The organism is Varunaivibrio sulfuroxidans, from assembly GCF_029318635.1.
Taxonomy (GTDB): Bacteria; Pseudomonadota; Alphaproteobacteria; order Rhodospirillales; family Magnetovibrionaceae; genus Varunaivibrio; species Varunaivibrio sulfuroxidans.
In genome coordinates, this window is the sequence record NZ_CP119676.1 from 2,257,630 (window position 1) to 2,273,163 (window position 15,534).

Sequence of the window (15,534 nt, forward strand, 5' to 3'; positions counted from 1 at the left end):
AATGTAATTTTATTACGTTTTGTTCAATTCCCATATGCGTTACAAGACGTTATAAAATAAGAAAATATATACACGGCGACAAAGAGCGATTGTTCCCATGGGTGTTTTTATCCCCAGGAAATTCCGCGATGCGCGTATTTTTCGCGCGGCCTAAGGATGCGGTTTCGCGTCTTGGTACAAGGCGATCAATGCCGCGATTTGGGCATTGCCAAGCGGGTTGGCGAGGCCGGTCGCGCGGTCGCCGCGCACGCCGGAAACCATGCGCGCGGTGAACTCGCGGCGCGATTGGTTGCGCACCATCGTATATAGGCTGCGCGCCGGTCGCGCCACCGCCGCGTCCTCGGGGGGGGCGTCTTGCGGCGTGGCGCCGTGGCAGGCCGCGCAGTATGCGTTGTGCAGCGCCAAAGCCTTGGCGCGGTCTTGGGGGCGCGCCAAGGCGGGATCGTACGGTGAAGTGTCCAGGGGGTGACGCGCGATCAAGGCGTCGAGCCATCGCGTGAGGTCGTTTTTCGCCTCGGGGGCGCGCCAATTTTGGGCGTATGCACGCGCTTGAGGGGCGCTTGGCGCGTCGTCGTTGAGGCGCAGCTGCCAGGCGAGGGACCCCAGCATTCCGGTGATGCGTCGCCTTAGGCCTTTTTTCTGGGCGGCGGGCAAGCGACCCTCATCCAAACGTCTAAGATCCCCGCGAATAACCAATATGTGCGCCCCCAAAAGCCGCGCGTCGTCGCCTTGGGCGTGGGCGTCGGGCGGCGCGGAAAAGAAGGCGCAAAGAGCCGGAAGAATGGCGCAGCCGAAGACCGCGCCCGAAAAGGCGCGGCCTAAAAAACCGCGATGGGTGCGCCGCGCCGGTGATGGGAAGATAGGAAATGATGCCATCGACGCGAAGCCCCGTCGTGTTGCGGCCCGTTCGGGCTTAGGACCGGGTGCGGTCCCTCATTGCAGTTTGACTTTCTGTTCGACCGGCATGTGCTTGTTGGTCCATTCGGTCATCGAACCATCATACATCTCGGCCTGTTTGTTGCCTAGAATTTCCGCCGAGGCGAACCAGCCCAGCGACGCCCAATGGCCGGTGTTGCAAAAAGTAATTTGCTTGCCCGTGGTGGGGATGCCCGCCGCCGCGTATAGCTCCTTGAGTTCTTTGGCGGAACGGAACATGCCGCCGTTGTTTTCCGTCAGCCAGCTTTCGGGTAGGTTGCGCGCGCCGGGGATGGTGCCGCTGGCCTTCGATTTGGGGTGGCGGTTGACGCCCATGTACTGATCGGCGGTGCGGTTATCAATCAAGGTGACGCCGCTGTCTTCGGCCTTTTTGACGTCCTGGGTGTTGATGAGCATGGCCTTTTGCAGGTGCACGGGGAAGGTTTGCGCCGTCACCTTGGCCATGCCGCGGGCCAATGGATTGAGGGGCTTTCCGTTTTTGTCCACGTTCGCTAAGTAGGCCTTCATGCCGCCGTCGAGAATGGACACGTTGTCGTGGCCGAGGACCTTAAATGTCCAGTACAGGCGGGTTGCGGTGCCCATGTCGGAGGCCGAATTTCCCGGCGCGACGAGGACGACGTGGGTGTCGGGGCCGATACCCAGGCCGCCGATCAACTTCGCCAGGGGCGCGGTGTCCTTGGGGAACATCCCCGGCACGCCGTCTTCGCTGACGCGCCAGCCGTCCTTGGCGTAGTTGGTATCGACCGCGCCCGGAATGTGGCCACGCAGGTAATCGCTTTTGGCGCGCACATCGATGAAGACGACCCCCGCCTTGCCGGCGTTGGTCTTGGCCCAAGCGACATCGACCAAGGGCTGCGCCGCACGTGCGACCGGACTGAGTGCGATAAAAATGGCGATGAACGCGACCGAGGCCACGCCCTTTATCAAATGTCTGATCATTTTCGCGGAACCTTTACGTATCATGATTGTCTCCCTTCTTTTTCAATTTTGTTTTTGCGCTTGCTCCCCGCTTAGGCGGTGGTTTTTTTACCGTTTTTATCGTGTGACGATATGCGCCGCCCCCATGATGGCGCGCACCGTCGCCGCCCAAGCGTCGTCGTCGGGGGCCAGTTTACGGATATCCACGCGCTGGATATCGTGCATCCCCTCCAGCGTCTCCAGCGCCGCATCGAGCGTTTCGCCGTCCGGGAAAAGGCCGCAGTCGAGCACAAGTATGGTTGTCATGCGCGTTCCTCCGTTCATTGTCGGCGTTATGCCGAGATCACGTGATCGCTATGGGTGATCGCCTCCGCCAATGCGGTGGGAGAGAGGAGATCGAGCTCGCCTTCCATCTCGGCCACGGTGGTTTGCGGCGTAATCTCCGACAGTTCCAAAAGCTCGGCCATTTCGGTGTTGACGGGCGTGTCCTCGACCACGTGAGACATGAACACCAGCCGCACACGATGTCCGAAAATGGTCAATCCGGCGGCGATGCGCATGGCCTCGGCATGATCGCGTCGGGCCAAAACCAGAATATTTCTTTCACTCATCTGCGCGGTTCCTCGCGTTGGGTCGTGGGGGCGCGTCCTTACAGGGCGACGACACGACCGGCTTCGCCCATCAAGGCGCTGTTGACGGTCTGGCTTGCCCTTTCGAATGGGCAGGAGCGTACCTTCGCGTGTGGGTCTTTCATGTGGATGTCCCAGGAATGTTCGCATACCGCGACACGTTGCGCCCCCTCAAGGGCGTCGGCGAAGGCGGCGTCATCCGCGCCCATCACGCCGTCATTGGTGAGAAAGCACGCCCAACGGATCCCGGCGGCGCTGAGCGCGCGCCCCAGAGGGGCGGCGACGGCGGCGCTTTTCGCGGTCGTGATGTGAAGCAGGACGTCCAGGGTGTTTTCGGTCATGCCGGGTTCCTCGTATGTTCGTTTTTAGGCGTTGGGGCGTCGCCATAGGCGGCGGCATCCACCGGCAACGTGGGATCGCTCGCCCAGCGGCTCCAGCCGTCGAGATAAACGGCGATATCGGCGATCGGTCCCGCATCGCGCGGACGGGCGTCGGCGGGTGTCGGCGCGCCCTTGAAACGGGCCAATAGGGCGAGGCCTTGGGCCGGGTCGTCGCCGTAAACAATCAGGGGCCTGCGCGCGGTGAGGATCGGCGCGCCGGGGCCGGTCAGGCGCGGGGTCGAGACGGGCACGTTGTCGGCTCCCGGAATATGGCCGCCCCGTTGCGTAGCGAAGCGCCGCCCCCAATACGCCTCTTCCGTGCGCCCGTCGATCAACGCGGGTGGCGCGGTTTGCGCGGCGCCGCCCGCGATCAGGCGGCGCAGTTCCTCGTGGGTGACGATCGCCCGATCGCGCATTGGGGCGGTGTAAACGACATCGCGGGTCATTGAACGGGTGTCGCCGCCCGCGCCCAGGCGTGCGTGCGGCAGCGGCGTGTTGACGACGGCGACCCGATTTTGCCCCGCCAGATAAAGCGCCCCGGCGACGATGTCGCGGGCGCGGGCGTCGTCGCCGACCACCAGGGCCTCGTGCGTGCCGTCGAGTCCGAGCGCACCCAGCAACCAGCGAATATCGGAGAAGGTCGCAAGTCGCCCGCCGGGGCCGAACAGGTCGCGGGGTGCAAGGCAGGCCGCGCCGGGCAGCGAGGCCTTTTCGCACTGGTCCGTGGCGCGGGTGTCGATGATGCGCAGGTCCGACCGCGTCGAAAGAGCGGGAAGCGCGGTGAGATAAAATAAATTGGATTGGAACAGGCCGAGGCGCGGCGAGGTTTCGGGTTTCTTATGGGGTTTGGCTGTCGGGGGCTCGCCGGATGCGCGTTCGGCGTGAGAAAGGACAATCACCGCCCCGAGGACGAAGATATGCGAAAGCGTGACGACGGCGCCGAAAACAAGCAGCAGGGCGATTTGACGTTGTTTCTTCGTTATCGTGCGGAGCCGTGCGCCGATTGCGTGGTCCATCTCAGCAACCGCCGAAATGGACCACCGGGGCCGCGGGCGTGCCGGGGCTGGCCGGTTGGGGGGGATTGTCGATGTAATAATTCATCAGCTCGCTCACCGCGACGGAGCCGAATCCGTCACCGAGATCGACGGCGCCCATGGCTTCCGCCGGTTGCGGTTTTTGGGCGGCCTGCAGGGTGCCTTTGGGTAACGAGGCCAAAGGAAAAAACAGCCACGCCAAGCCCAACGAAACGGCGAGCGTGACGACACAAAAGATGATGCTCGGTCTGTCCATTGAAAACGCCTCCTCTCGTGTTTGCGTGCGATTTTGTTGCGCCTCTGGGTAAGGCTACAGGGTGTCCTTTAGAAAGCTGACGTACATCACGGCGAACGCGACGACGGCTAAGATCAATTGTGAAATCGTTTCAAGATCGAGTGTCGCCATGGTTCGCATTTCCTTGTGTCGGACCCTCTCCGAGAGGACGAGGGTTTTAATTTCCCTTGTAGTGGCGGATCAACGCGCCCATCGGCACCGCGGTTCCCGTTGCCGGGTTAAGCACGTCGGGCGTAAAGTAGGGAACGCCGTCGCGATCGGCGCGCAGGCTTTTCGGTGGAGCGATAAACATCGCCGCCAAACCGACCACCGTGATCACCAATGCCGCGGCGGCGTATATCCGCATGAAGATCTTGGCCACGATCGTTCTCCTCCCCAAACCTCACTCAAATCCCGAGGGTTAATCCTTGCGGATGTAAACTTTCCAGCAACGGGCATCCTTGACCGTTTCCAGATGGGTCGCGCCGAGATCGTCGCACAGTGGCGGCAGCGCCTCCACCGACGACGGGTTATCGACCATCACCTCGATGACCTCGCCGACATCGATTTGCCCGATCGCTTTTTTGGTCATCAACTGTGGTCGCGGGCAACTGTCGCCGAGGCAATCGACGGACTTCACCACACCGTAGGTCGCGCCGTCGCTCAAGGTTACGTCGTGGCGTTCGTCTACGTCTTTTTTCTTGGTTTTGCCAAATAGGCCCATGGAAAATTCCCTCCTTTAAATCGCGCCATCGCAATGCGACGGCGTCGTTCAGGCTGCGTGATTCTTGGTTTGGGCGTCGTCGTGGTGGTGTTCGGCGGCCACTATCTTGTGGTGCTCGGCCTGAACTTTTTCCTTGCGCAAGATGGCGCGGTAGATGGCGAACAGGGCGGCGATTTGCGCCAGACCGAAGACAAGAGCGGGAATCCCCAATTTGGTTTGTAATGTCGCCGCGTTGGCGTAGCCCAATTGCAGCGCGGGCAAGTTGGGTTCGCCCGTCATCGAGGTCGGCGCGGGCGGCCAATAGTTCGATGACCACGCTAATGAAAATAGGAACATGCCGATAAAGGTGAACAACAACGCCCACAACGCGCCGACGTTGCCCTCGCCGGTTTTGACCCACGTCGATACCGTGCACGCGCCCGCCAGAACCATCCCGATACCGAATAGGAACAGCCCGGCGAAGGTGTTCAACCCAACATCGAAATGCATAGGATGGCCTTCGCCGAAGGTCAAAAACAAGGTAAATCCGAAGGTCAAGATCATCATCGCCACCAGCATCGCCTTGGTGTTGCGATAGGTTTTGAACAAAATGGCGTCGCGCAGAGCGGCGGTGTTGCAAAAACGCGAACGCTGCACCAAAAGCCCAGTGACGGAACCGAAAATGAACGCGGCGAGGTCGCCGCCGATAGGGGACAGGTTCATCCCGCTTATCCTTCCAGAATTTTTTTATAAATCATCGACCCCACCCAGGCTCCGGCGATAATCCCGCTGATCGCGAGGTAGCCGCCCAGATTCATTTCCGGGGTGAGTCCGAAAAAGGTCGATACGTTGCACACGAAGGCGAGCCGGATGCCGATGCCCATCAGCAACCCGCCGATGGTGATCAGCGCCCACTCGGAAATGCGCCGGGGAAAGCGCAAGTAAAACTCTTTGCTGAGGAGGGCGCCCACGAAGGCGCCGAAAAACATGCCCAGGCTGATATAGATTTTCCAATAGGTGGGATCGGGCTTGAAGACGAGATCCCAGAAGGGAATCTGTTTTAAGGTGTCGCCCAGGAAAAACTTGGCGATCAGTCCGGTCATCATGGTTTCGCCGCCGCCGACCGTCCATGCGCCGACCACGAGAAAGAGGAAAATATCTAAAATCGCAATTGCCGCCAGGGCGATCACGGGATCGAGGGTTTTTTTGAAAAAGTCCATAGCCTCAATATCTCCCCACTGTAGAAACGCCACCTCGAACGCCCGGGCCTGAACGCCTGGGCCGCGCCGATACCTCCCCGGTTCGGCTTTTCGTCGTTGTCGGGTCCTTCTGGCGCGCCCTCCCTGATGGGGGGCATGTTCCCGTTCAACGGTATTGGCGGCTCATTATGGAAACTGTAAGCCTCGGGTTTCCTCAGGTGGTAGTAATTATTGCCAACACATTTTTTTATTTTTCGGGTTTTTGCCGGGCCTTTCCGGGACCTTTCATGGGGATTATACGCGCGACGGCACATATCACAAAGATAAATTGATATTTTTAATAAAATACAAATTAATATTGTTAATAAAATAATGGTAGACTATGCGTCGCCGGGCCCCTGGCCCATCCCTTCGTCCATGATCCGTTGGAGCGCGGTTAAGATGTCCATATACTCGGAAATTTCGGCGGATAATTTTCTACTGCATATGTTCAATGCCTGCACGATGGATCAAGTGAGCGAGTTCGTGCCTGAAAAACGTGGGTTTCGTCTTCACGGGCACAGCACGACGATCCGCCTGGAGCGGGTGTTTTGGACTGTTCTCGAAGAAATGTCGCGCAAGATGGGCATGACGTTGCCCGAACTGGTGGTGCGTATTCATGACCAATGCCTGGTGGCGAACGACAAGAATTTGTCGTCGTGTTTGCGCGTGATTTGCATGAAATACATGAATATCTACGCCTGAGGTCCGGACAATAGGTCGATTCCCGCCGTTTTCTCACCTGGGTTTTTCCGTCATCTCATTGGATTTTTCACACTGGGCGCGTAGACTAGGGTCAGGACCTCTTCATCCCGTCCCGCAGGAAGTTGTGAAAAATGCCCCAGGAACGTCGTCGAAGACTTTTGAAAGTGAACGGCACTTCCGGCAAGTCTTCTCCTAGGTCTGTGACATTTTTCACAAACCAGACGCATCAGATGAAGAGGGCCTGACCCTAGTGGATCGACTCCGACGTTTCGCTCCCGCGAACCATCGGGCCGACCACTATCTATCTTTTTGTTGCAGTTTGATTTCTTCACACATTTGTGTCCAATTGCATCGGACTCAAATGTTAAACTCAAACCACTAGAGGTCGTTTTTTACTGCGATTAAGGAGTCGGTCGTGAAGCGTTCCGCGCCCCCGCGTGAATGGATCGCGTTTCTCGCATGGTGTCGGGCGCGGGGCCTGAGGGGATTGCCTGCCCACCCGTGGACGGTGTCGGCGTATTTGCGCTGGGTCGAGGCGCACCATGGGTATGCCCAGGTGCTTCGCCACTTGAGGGTGATTTCTCATCGTCATCTGATGGTTTCGTCGTTCTCGCCCGAGCGTCACCCGTTGGTGCTGCGCACTTTGGGCGCTATTAAGGCGCGAAGTAAGACCGCGGGGGCGCGTTCGGCGTTGTTCGATGACGCCGACGTTTTGGCGACGCCTTCGGATGTGTCGAAAAAACGGGGCGGGGGAAAGAAAAAGTTATCTTCCAGGATGTTGCGCGAAGATGCGCCCTCTCCCGCCACGCCCCGAGGCCGCCCCCTGCGCCGCGGCCCGAGACTGGTTTCGAGGCGGCCCGAAAAACAACCTTAGAGAGAATGTTTTTTGCAGTGCAAAATTTTTTGTTATGCCGTGGCCCATCTCACTGAAAGATGATACCTTTTCTCGCATCGTTAACATGATGCGCCGCAATACAAGGTGGTTGTGCGCGGCGCCGTATCGGCTTCGCGCCCGTTCGAAGCGAGGACGCCGCCAAAGCAAGGACGCCGCCAAAACTAAGGACGCCGAACGATGACAGCGATGGTCCCGACCCCGACCTCGGCCTCGACCTCGACTCCATGTCGCGAGGATTCGATGCACGGCTATTATTTCGAAGAACTCGAAATCGGCATGTGCGATTTTTATGGGAAGACGGTGACGGATGCCGACATCGTCATGTTCGCCGGCATTTCCGGGGACACCAATCCCGTCCACCTGAACCACGAATTCGCCAGCAAGACCCCGTTCGAGGGGCGGATCGCCCATGGCATGTTAACGGCGAGTTTCATTTCCACGGTGATCGGCACCAAGTTGCCCGGTCCGGGGTGCATTTATATCAGTCAGGGTTTGCGCTTCAAGGCGCCGGTCAAAACCGGCGACACGGTGGTGGCCCGGGCGACGATCACCAAACTGATCCCCGAACGCCATTTCGTGGAATTGGCCTGCGTGTGCACGGTGGGCGAGCGGGTGGTGTTGGACGGCGAGGCCACGGTCATGGCGCCGTCCCTAAAGCGCTGATCAAGTCCCTCGGAACCGCTTTTTTCACCTTTTGCATGCGCTTTCCCCTTGACCCGGAACGGGCGCGCTGACACCTTTCGCCGTCATGCGAATTTTTCGACACTATAACGACCTCCCCCCCGAGGTTTTGGGCGGCGCCGTCGCCATCGGCAACTTCGACGGCGTGCACCTTGGCCATCAGGCGGTGATCGGCGAGGCGGGGACGATTGCGCGCGCGGCGAACATTCCGTGGGCGGTGCTGACGTTCGAACCCCATCCGCGCAGCGTGTTCAAGCCGAATGATCCGCCGTTTCGCCTAACCCCGTTTCGCACCAAATCCCGCCATATCGAGGCGCTGGGCGTCGATGTGTTGGTGGTGCAGCATTTCGACAAGGATTTTTCCCAGCGCCCGGCCGAAGATTTCGTCAATCGCGTCCTCGGCGATGGTTTGGGCGCGCGCCATGTCATCGCGGGTTACGATTTCGTGTTCGGTCGCGGTCGCGGCGGGGATTGCGATATGCTGTTGCACATGGGTAAGGAAAAGGGGTTCGACTTTACCGCCGTCAGCAAGGTGACCGACGCCCAGGGCGAGATTTACTCCTCGACCCGGGTGCGCAATGCGCTGATGAACGCCAACCCCCGCGAGGCCGCGTTCGTGTTGGGCCGCTCGTTTGAGGTCGATGGACGTGTCGAGCACGGCGATGCGCGGGGGCGGACCATCGGTTTCGCGACGGCGAACATTCATCTCGATGAATACATTCGACCGGCGCGCGGCGTCTACGCGGTGCGCGCGGGCGTCGATGCGGGGGAAAGCACCCGGTGGCTGAACGGTGTCGCCAATTTGGGTAAACGCCCGACTTTCGCCGGTGAGGATATCGTGCTGGAGGCGCATCTGTTCGATTTCGCGGGCGATCTGTACGGTCGGCATCTACGCATTCAACTGATCGACTACCTGCGCGAGGAACGGAAATTCGATACCCTGGAAGCGTTGCGCGCGCAGATCGGGCGCGATTGCGAAAAAGCGAAACGGATATTGTCGCGCCACCCCGGCGTTTGATGGCGGCGCGCTTTGTACGGCGATGATTTTATGAAGGTGGGCGCGCGGGCGCTAAACATAATGAAAAAAATGGATCATGACTGTGGACTACAAAACGACGGTTTTTTTGCCCAAGACGGACTTCCCGATGAAGGGAGGGCTGCCCAAGCGCGAGCCTGAATTACTCGCGCAATGGGCGGCGGTGGATCTTTACGCGCGTTGTCGCGACGCCGCGCGCGGGCGCGAAAAATTCATCCTTCACGACGGCCCGCCCTATGCCAACGGCCATCTGCATTTTGGTCATGCGTTGAACAAAATTCTCAAGGACGTGATCTCCCGTTCACAGCAGATGATGGGCAAGGACGCCAATTATGTACCCGGTTGGGATTGTCATGGTCTGCCGATCGAATGGAAGATCGAGGAACGTTACCGCGCCGAGGGCAAGGACAAAGACGAGGTGCCGATCGTTGAATTCCGCAAGGAGTGCCGCGAATTCGCCGCGCGCTGGATTGATATTCAACGCGCGGAATTCAAACGGTTGGGGATCATCGGCGACTGGGACAATCCCTACACCACGATGAATTTCGCCGCGGAGGCCCGAATTGCGGGTGAACTGGGCAAGTTTTTGATGGACGGTTCCTTGTATAAAGGGGCCAAGCCGGTGATGTGGTCGGTGGTTGAAAAAACCGCCCTGGCCGAGGCCGAGGTCGAGTATCACGATCACGTTTCACCCGCCATTTTCGTGCGCTTCGCCGTGCGCAATGCCGCCCGCGGAGAACTTGACGGCGCGGCCGTGGTGATCTGGACCACGACGCCGTGGACGATCCCGGCCAACCGCGCGATCGCTTTCGGCGCGGATATCGATTATGTGGTGATCGAGGTCGGCGCGGTGTCCGATACCGCCGCCGCGCGTCCCGGCGACCGTTTGGTTCTCGCTCAGGCGCTGGCGGCGCAGGTCTGCGTGGCGTCCGGCATCGAAAGCCACGACGTCGTCGCCCATCTCAAAGGGGCGGAGCTTGCCGGGACGGCTTGCGCCCATCCTCTGGACGCCGACGGTTTCGATTTCGACGTGCCTCTTCTGGAAGCGGATTTTGTCGAGGTCGATACCGGTACCGGCTTCGTCCATATCGCGCCCGGTCACGGCGCGGACGATTGGGAATTGGGTATCGCCAACGCCATCGCCGTGCCCGACACGGTCGGACCCGATGGCCGTTATCTTGAACATGTGCCGGTCTTCGCGGGCATCCCGGTTTTGGAATTCGACCCTAAGAAGAAAAAATCGCGCTTCCCGGCCAACCGCGCGGTGATGGAAAAACTGAGCGAGCGGGGCGGCCTGTTGGCGTCCGAAAAAATCGAGCATAGCTATCCTCACTCGTGGCGCTCCAAGGCGCCCCTGATTTTCCGCAACACGCCGCAGTGGTTTATTTCGATGGAAAAACACGATCTGCGCCAAACCGCGCTGACGGCCATCGACAACACCAAGTTTTTCCCCGCCAAAGGTAAGAACCGGCTGCGTTCGATGATCGAAAGCCGTCCCGACTGGTGCGTCTCGCGTCAGCGCGCCTGGGGGGTGCCGATCACCGTTTTCGTCAACAAGAAAACCGGCGAACCATTGCGCGATCCGGCGGTGATGGCGCGCATCGTCGATATCTTCAAGCAAGAGGGCGGCGACGCCTGGTTCGCCCGCGACGCCCAGGACTTTCTGGGGGACGCGCACCGGGCCGACGATTTCGAGCAGGTCACCGACATTCTCGACGTTTGGTTCGATTCGGGCTCGACCCACGCTTTCGTCCTTGAGGACCGCCCCGATCTTCAGTGGCCGGCGTCGCTCTATCTGGAAGGCTCGGACCAGCATCGCGGCTGGTTCCATAGCTCCTTGTTGGAAGCCTGCGGCACCCGTGGGCGGGCGCCCTACGAAGCGGTGTTGACCCACGGCTTCCTGCTCGACCAGAAGGGCTATAAAATGTCCAAGTCCGAGGGCAATACGCTGTCGCCCAAGGATGTCGAGGAACGGTACGGCGCCGATATCCTGCGCCTGTGGGTGGTCGGTTCGGACTATACCGAGGATCTGCGCATCGGCCCCGATATCTTGAAAAGCCATTCCGATATCTACCGTAGGCTGCGCAATACGTTGCGCTTTCTTCTCGGAAACCTGAGCGGTTTTAACGCCGCCGAGCGCGTCGGTCCCGCCGAAATGCCGGAATTGGAGCGCTGGGTCCTGCACCGCCTGTGGGAAATTTCCGACGGTGTGCGCCAAGCCAACGAAAATTTTCAGTTTCACGGTTTGTTTACGGAGTTGCATAATTTTTGCGCCACCGACCTGTCGGCATTTTATTTCGATATCCGCAAGGACGCTTTGTATTGCGACGGGTCGGACAGCCCCGTGCGACGGGCGGCGCGCACCGTTTTGGATATCCTCTTTAACCATCTGACCGTTTGGTTGGCCCCGTTCATCTGCTTTACCGCCGAGGAGGCATGGAAAGCGCGCCACCCCGAGGTTAAGGAAAGCATCCATTTGCAGCTTTTCCCGGATGTCCCCGAAGCCTGGGGCGACCCGGCGTTGGCGCGAAAGTGGGCTAAGGTGCGCGATCTGCGCCGCGTCGTGACCGGCGCGTTGGAGATCGAGCGGGCGGAAAAGCGCATCGGCTCCAGTCTGCACAGTCATCCCCAGGTGTTTGCCGTCGAGGACTATGTGCGCGCCATGACCGGCATCGACTTGGGGGTGATCGCGATCACTTCGGGGGCCGAATTGATCGCGGGGACCCCGCCCGCGGGCGCGTTCACGCTGCCCGACGTCGTCGGTGTCGGGGTTGTATCGGCCCCTGCCGATGGGGAAAAATGCGAACGGTGCTGGAAAATCACCCCCGAGGTCGGACAGGATGATGCGCATCCGACATTATGCATGCGTTGCGCCGACGTGGTGCGGCGGAAAGCGTAATGGGAAGAATAATAGCCGCGGGGCGAATGAAAAACAAAACGGGGGAACGGCGATGAACGTGCGGTTGGGGATGGCTCTCGGCGTTGTTCTGGCGACGCTTGTCTTGGCGCTGGATCAGCTTAGCAAGTGGGTGATCGTCTCCCGGGTCATGCAGCCGCCACGGGTGATCGAGGTGACGCCTTTTTTCAACCTGGTGATGGGCTGGAATAGGGGGATTAGCTTTGGCCTATTTAATTCCGGCGTCGATTGGGGGGCCTGGGTGTTGACCGGCGTGGCGCTTGGAATTTCGGGGGTGCTCGCGATATGGATGAGCCGTACGAAACGCGTGCGGTTGGTGGTGGCGCTGGCGTTCGTGATCGGCGGGGCTATCGGAAACGCCGTTGATCGCGTGCGTTTCGGGGCGGTCGCCGATTTTCTCGACGTGCATTTCGCGGGCTATCACTGGCCGGCGTTTAACGTCGCCGACAGCGCGATTACCTTGGGCGCGATTATTTTGGTGCTTGACGCCTTGTTTGCACCCAAAGAAACGCCTACAAATAACGATACCCAGGGAAGCCGGGGTCCGCGCGCCTCGCGGTAGGGTCGCCCCGTCTTTTTGCGGGGCCGCCGGGGGGGCGTTGGGCGAAGTTGTGATTGAAGTTGTGATTAATGAGAGACGTTTGGAACCATGGCGTACAATCGAACAGTCGTTGCCTTGACCTTGCTGGGAGCTGTTTTTCTCGGCGGGTGTAGCAGCGCGCGAACGGCGTTGACGACGTCGAAAACGCCGCCCGATGAATTCGCGGTTTATTCGCGTGCGCCCCTGACTTTGCCGCCCGATTATGGCTTGCGCCCCCCTCGCCCCGGCGAGGCGCGCCCCGACGGCATCAATCCGGAAGGCGCGGCGAAGGCCGCGTTGTTCGGCGCTCAGGGTGGCGGGAAACCTCAAGGCGAAATGGCGCAGGCGGCGATTAGCCCCGGCTTGCGCGACCTTCTGCAAAAAACCGGCGCCGATAAGGCCGACCCGCTGATCCGTCAGGAAGTCAATAACGAAAGCGCGACTCTGGCCGAACAGGATCACACCTGGGGCGAAAAAATTATTTTCTGGCGCAAGCCCGAGCCGTTCGGAACCGTCGTCGATGCCGCCAAGGAAGAAAAAAGACTGCGCGAGAACGCGGGGCTGGGCAAGCCGGTGACCGACGGTAAAACCCCCTCCATCGAAAGAAAACCCAAGGCCCTCCTCGAAGGTATTTTCAACTAGGGGGTTATTTCAACCTTTGCGTTCGATGCCATTGGAGGTAGACGACTAGGACGCGAAGCGGAGATTAATCGCCAGGCGGTCGTGGATCAGCCGACGACGGAAATTCGCGGCGAGACCGGGTCGGGCGAAGCGCCGGGGGCCTCGGCGACGGCGGCCAAGTCGATAGGAGAACCGTCGGGTTCTGGTGACCAAGTGCGCCCGGCGGCATCCCAAGACACGACGCGCACGCCACCGTCTTCGGTTTTTTCCAGACGGGCGACCACACCGCCGAGCCACTTGGGTACGAAAGCAGAACTTGGTAACATTATAATCCGACCTCCAAGAACACGATACCCCAAGCGATCGACGACCTCAATCAAACCTACACCCGGGTCGAGGCGATCGCCCCGCCACTTCTTCGGCGCGATATCGTCATGTTCGCGCCTTATTTTTCCGTTATGACAATCCGACCGCCTTCATGGCGTCGCTCTCCTCGCCCGCGGTTGCGGCGCATCTGAGTGGGATTTTCAACCGGTTGTATGAAGGATTCTGGCATGTTTATGGGTGTTGCGCGCAGGTGCGCGATCATATCTCTGGTGCTTTTCGCGGGAATCGTGATGGCCGTGGGCGTGGCGCGGGCCGGGGTGTTCAATCCACAGACTTTTCGTTTGAAAAACGGTATGGAGGTGGTGTTGATCCCCAACCATCGCATGCCGGTGGTGCGTCAAATGGTCTGGTACAAGGCCGGTGCGATCGACGAGCCCAAGGGCAAGACCGGCGTCGCGCACCTGCTTGAACACTTAATGTTCAAGGGCACGAAGGCGTATCCCGGCGGCGCGTTTTCGGTGACCGTGGCGCGCAACGGCGGTCAGGAAAATGCTTTCACCGCCGCCGATTACACCGCCTATTTTCAAACCGTGGCCAAGGACCGCCTTCCCCTGGTGATGAAGATGGAAGCCGACCGGATGACCCATCTGACGCTGACCCCCGAGGACGTGCGCACCGAGCGCAAGGTGGTTTTCGAGGAACGTCATATGCGGGTTGACAACAATCCCGCCGCGGTTCTGCGTGAAAAGACCCAGCAACGCTTGTTCGCGGGCAGCCCTTATGCTCACCCCGTGATCGGTTATCCAAAGGATCTGTCCAAGCTTACGCGGGCCGACGTTTTGACCTTTTACCATCGCCATTACGCCCCCAACAACGCCGTTCTCGTGATCGAGGGCGATGTCACGATGGCCGAATTGAAACCCCTGGCGGAGAAATATTACGGTGTCATTCCGCCGGCCAAGGTGCCGCCGCGGCCATCCCTGGCGCTGACCCATAAGGTCAAGGGGGGAGAGATCACCCTGGCCGACCCCCGCGTGCGCCAACCCAACCTATCGATGACGTACATCGCGCCCAGTTATACGTTTGGCGGTCGCGACGCGGTGATTCCATTGGAAGTGTTGAACGAGATTCTCTCGGGCGGGCCGACCTCCCGGCTGTACCGGGATTTGGTGGTGAAGCGCGGAATCGCGGTGGACGCCGGGTCCTACTATGACGGGCAAAGCCTGGGACCGGGGCGTTTCGTGCTCTACGCCAGCCCCAAGCCGGGCGTTCCCTTGAGCCGTCTGGAAGCGGCGCTGAAGGAGGAGGTCCATGACCTGCTTGCGCGCGGCATTTCCCCCGAAGAACTGGAGCGCGCCCGGCGTTCCCTGCTCGCCAACGCCGTTTACGCTCGCGACAGCCTGAGTGCGGGGGCGATGGCGTTGGGCGGCGCCCTGGTTCAGGGACGCAGCGTCTACGACGTGGAAAGCTGGCCCGACCGCATCCGCGGCGTGTCGCGCCGCCAGGTCATGAGGGGCGCGCGTGAGGTGCTGGGGCGCCGAAACGTCGTTGTTTCACGCCTGATGGGCGCGCCGCACAAATCGAAGAAAACGGCGTCGCCGCCCCCTCCGCAAAGCGGCGGGGCCACGCCCGCCCCGACCCCTAAGAAAGGATCGTGATC

Annotated in this window: 20 protein-coding genes; 8 read left to right on the forward strand and 12 right to left on the reverse strand. The window is 60.1% G+C overall.

Annotated elements, in window-relative coordinates; genetic code table 11:
- Positions 1 to 150: 150 nt before the first annotated feature.
- From P3M64_RS10625 to P3M64_RS10675, 11 genes are all read right to left on the reverse strand, one after another.
- Positions 151 to 876: a hypothetical protein gene (locus P3M64_RS10625; protein WP_132939908.1), complete on the reverse strand. Its 726-nt coding sequence runs from the start codon at positions 874 to 876 to the stop codon at positions 151 to 153.
- Positions 877 to 933: 57 nt separating this feature from the next.
- Entirely contained in the window at positions 934 to 1,875 is a 942-nt protein-coding gene (locus P3M64_RS10630; protein WP_165886394.1) for a sulfurtransferase, read from the reverse strand.
- Positions 1,876 to 1,971: 96 nt separating this feature from the next.
- Positions 1,972 to 2,160 carry a hypothetical protein gene (locus tag P3M64_RS10635; RefSeq protein ID WP_132939910.1) on the reverse strand — a complete coding sequence of 63 codons (189 nt, stop codon included), beginning with the start codon at positions 2,158 to 2,160 and terminating at the stop codon, positions 1,972 to 1,974.
- A gap of 26 nt (positions 2,161 to 2,186) precedes the next feature.
- Entirely contained in the window at positions 2,187 to 2,465 is a 279-nt protein-coding gene (locus tag P3M64_RS10640) for a hypothetical protein (protein ID WP_132939911.1), read from the reverse strand.
- A gap of 38 nt (positions 2,466 to 2,503) precedes the next feature.
- Positions 2,504 to 2,824 carry a hypothetical protein gene (locus P3M64_RS10645; protein WP_132939912.1) on the reverse strand — a complete coding sequence of 107 codons (321 nt, stop codon included), beginning with the start codon at positions 2,822 to 2,824 and terminating at the stop codon, positions 2,504 to 2,506.
- Positions 2,821 to 3,879: a rhodanese-like domain-containing protein gene (locus tag P3M64_RS10650; RefSeq protein WP_132939913.1), complete on the reverse strand. Its 1,059-nt coding sequence runs from the start codon at positions 3,877 to 3,879 to the stop codon at positions 2,821 to 2,823. The genes P3M64_RS10645 and P3M64_RS10650 overlap by 4 nt, the downstream gene beginning before the upstream one ends.
- 1 nt (position 3,880) lies before the next feature.
- Positions 3,881 to 4,153, reverse strand: coding sequence for a hypothetical protein (locus P3M64_RS10655; protein ID WP_132939914.1), 273 nt, complete (start codon positions 4,151 to 4,153; stop codon positions 3,881 to 3,883).
- A gap of 196 nt (positions 4,154 to 4,349) precedes the next feature.
- Positions 4,350 to 4,553, reverse strand: a complete 204-nt coding sequence (locus P3M64_RS10660; RefSeq protein ID WP_132939915.1) for a hypothetical protein — start codon at positions 4,551 to 4,553, stop codon at positions 4,350 to 4,352.
- A gap of 39 nt (positions 4,554 to 4,592) precedes the next feature.
- Positions 4,593 to 4,895 carry a sulfurtransferase TusA family protein gene (locus P3M64_RS10665; protein WP_132939916.1) on the reverse strand — a complete coding sequence of 101 codons (303 nt, stop codon included), beginning with the start codon at positions 4,893 to 4,895 and terminating at the stop codon, positions 4,593 to 4,595.
- A 48-nt stretch (positions 4,896 to 4,943) separates the two neighbouring features.
- Positions 4,944 to 5,597, reverse strand: coding sequence for a YeeE/YedE thiosulfate transporter family protein (locus P3M64_RS10670; protein ID WP_132939917.1), 654 nt, complete (start codon positions 5,595 to 5,597; stop codon positions 4,944 to 4,946).
- Positions 5,598 to 5,602: 5 nt separating this feature from the next.
- A complete protein-coding gene (locus P3M64_RS10675; protein ID WP_132939918.1) occupies positions 5,603 to 6,094 on the reverse strand; it encodes a YeeE/YedE thiosulfate transporter family protein in 492 nt (163 codons plus the stop codon).
- A 420-nt stretch (positions 6,095 to 6,514) separates the two neighbouring features.
- Between P3M64_RS10675 and P3M64_RS10680 the strand changes: the two genes are divergently transcribed.
- The 7 genes from P3M64_RS10680 (at position 6,515) to P3M64_RS10710 (ending at position 13,568) form a co-directional block, all read left to right on the forward strand.
- Positions 6,515 to 6,817, forward strand: coding sequence for a ribbon-helix-helix domain-containing protein (locus P3M64_RS10680; RefSeq protein WP_165886395.1), 303 nt, complete (start codon positions 6,515 to 6,517; stop codon positions 6,815 to 6,817).
- 415 nt (positions 6,818 to 7,232) lie between these two features.
- Positions 7,233 to 7,691: a hypothetical protein gene (locus P3M64_RS10685; RefSeq protein WP_132939920.1), complete on the forward strand. Its 459-nt coding sequence runs from the start codon at positions 7,233 to 7,235 to the stop codon at positions 7,689 to 7,691.
- Positions 7,692 to 7,889: 198 nt separating this feature from the next.
- Positions 7,890 to 8,375: a MaoC family dehydratase gene (locus P3M64_RS10690; protein WP_243644841.1), complete on the forward strand. Its 486-nt coding sequence runs from the start codon at positions 7,890 to 7,892 to the stop codon at positions 8,373 to 8,375.
- Positions 8,376 to 8,460: 85 nt separating this feature from the next.
- Positions 8,461 to 9,411: a bifunctional riboflavin kinase/FAD synthetase gene (locus P3M64_RS10695; RefSeq protein ID WP_132939921.1), complete on the forward strand. Its 951-nt coding sequence runs from the start codon at positions 8,461 to 8,463 to the stop codon at positions 9,409 to 9,411.
- A 76-nt stretch (positions 9,412 to 9,487) separates the two neighbouring features.
- Positions 9,488 to 12,328 carry an isoleucine--tRNA ligase gene (gene ileS, locus P3M64_RS10700; RefSeq protein ID WP_132939922.1) on the forward strand — a complete coding sequence of 947 codons (2,841 nt, stop codon included), beginning with the start codon at positions 9,488 to 9,490 and terminating at the stop codon, positions 12,326 to 12,328.
- 52 nt (positions 12,329 to 12,380) lie between these two features.
- A complete protein-coding gene (lspA, locus tag P3M64_RS10705; protein WP_243644845.1) occupies positions 12,381 to 12,908 on the forward strand; it encodes a signal peptidase II in 528 nt (175 codons plus the stop codon).
- An 87-nt stretch (positions 12,909 to 12,995) separates the two neighbouring features.
- A complete protein-coding gene (locus P3M64_RS10710) occupies positions 12,996 to 13,568 on the forward strand; it encodes a DUF3035 domain-containing protein (protein WP_132939923.1) in 573 nt (190 codons plus the stop codon).
- Positions 13,569 to 13,654: 86 nt separating this feature from the next.
- On the opposite strand, the gene P3M64_RS10715 is transcribed toward P3M64_RS10710, so the two are convergent.
- The gene (locus P3M64_RS10715) at positions 13,655 to 13,873 is read right to left on the reverse strand and encodes a hypothetical protein (protein WP_132939924.1); all 219 of its coding nucleotides are present in this window, start codon (positions 13,871 to 13,873) and stop codon (positions 13,655 to 13,657) included.
- A 228-nt stretch (positions 13,874 to 14,101) separates the two neighbouring features.
- On the opposite strand from P3M64_RS10715, the gene P3M64_RS10720 reads away from it, so the two are divergent.
- Positions 14,102 to 15,532 (forward strand): M16 family metallopeptidase, encoded by a 1,431-nt coding sequence (locus tag P3M64_RS10720; protein WP_243644847.1) that lies wholly within the window; start codon positions 14,102 to 14,104, stop codon positions 15,530 to 15,532.
- Positions 15,533 to 15,534: the final 2 nt, after the last annotated feature.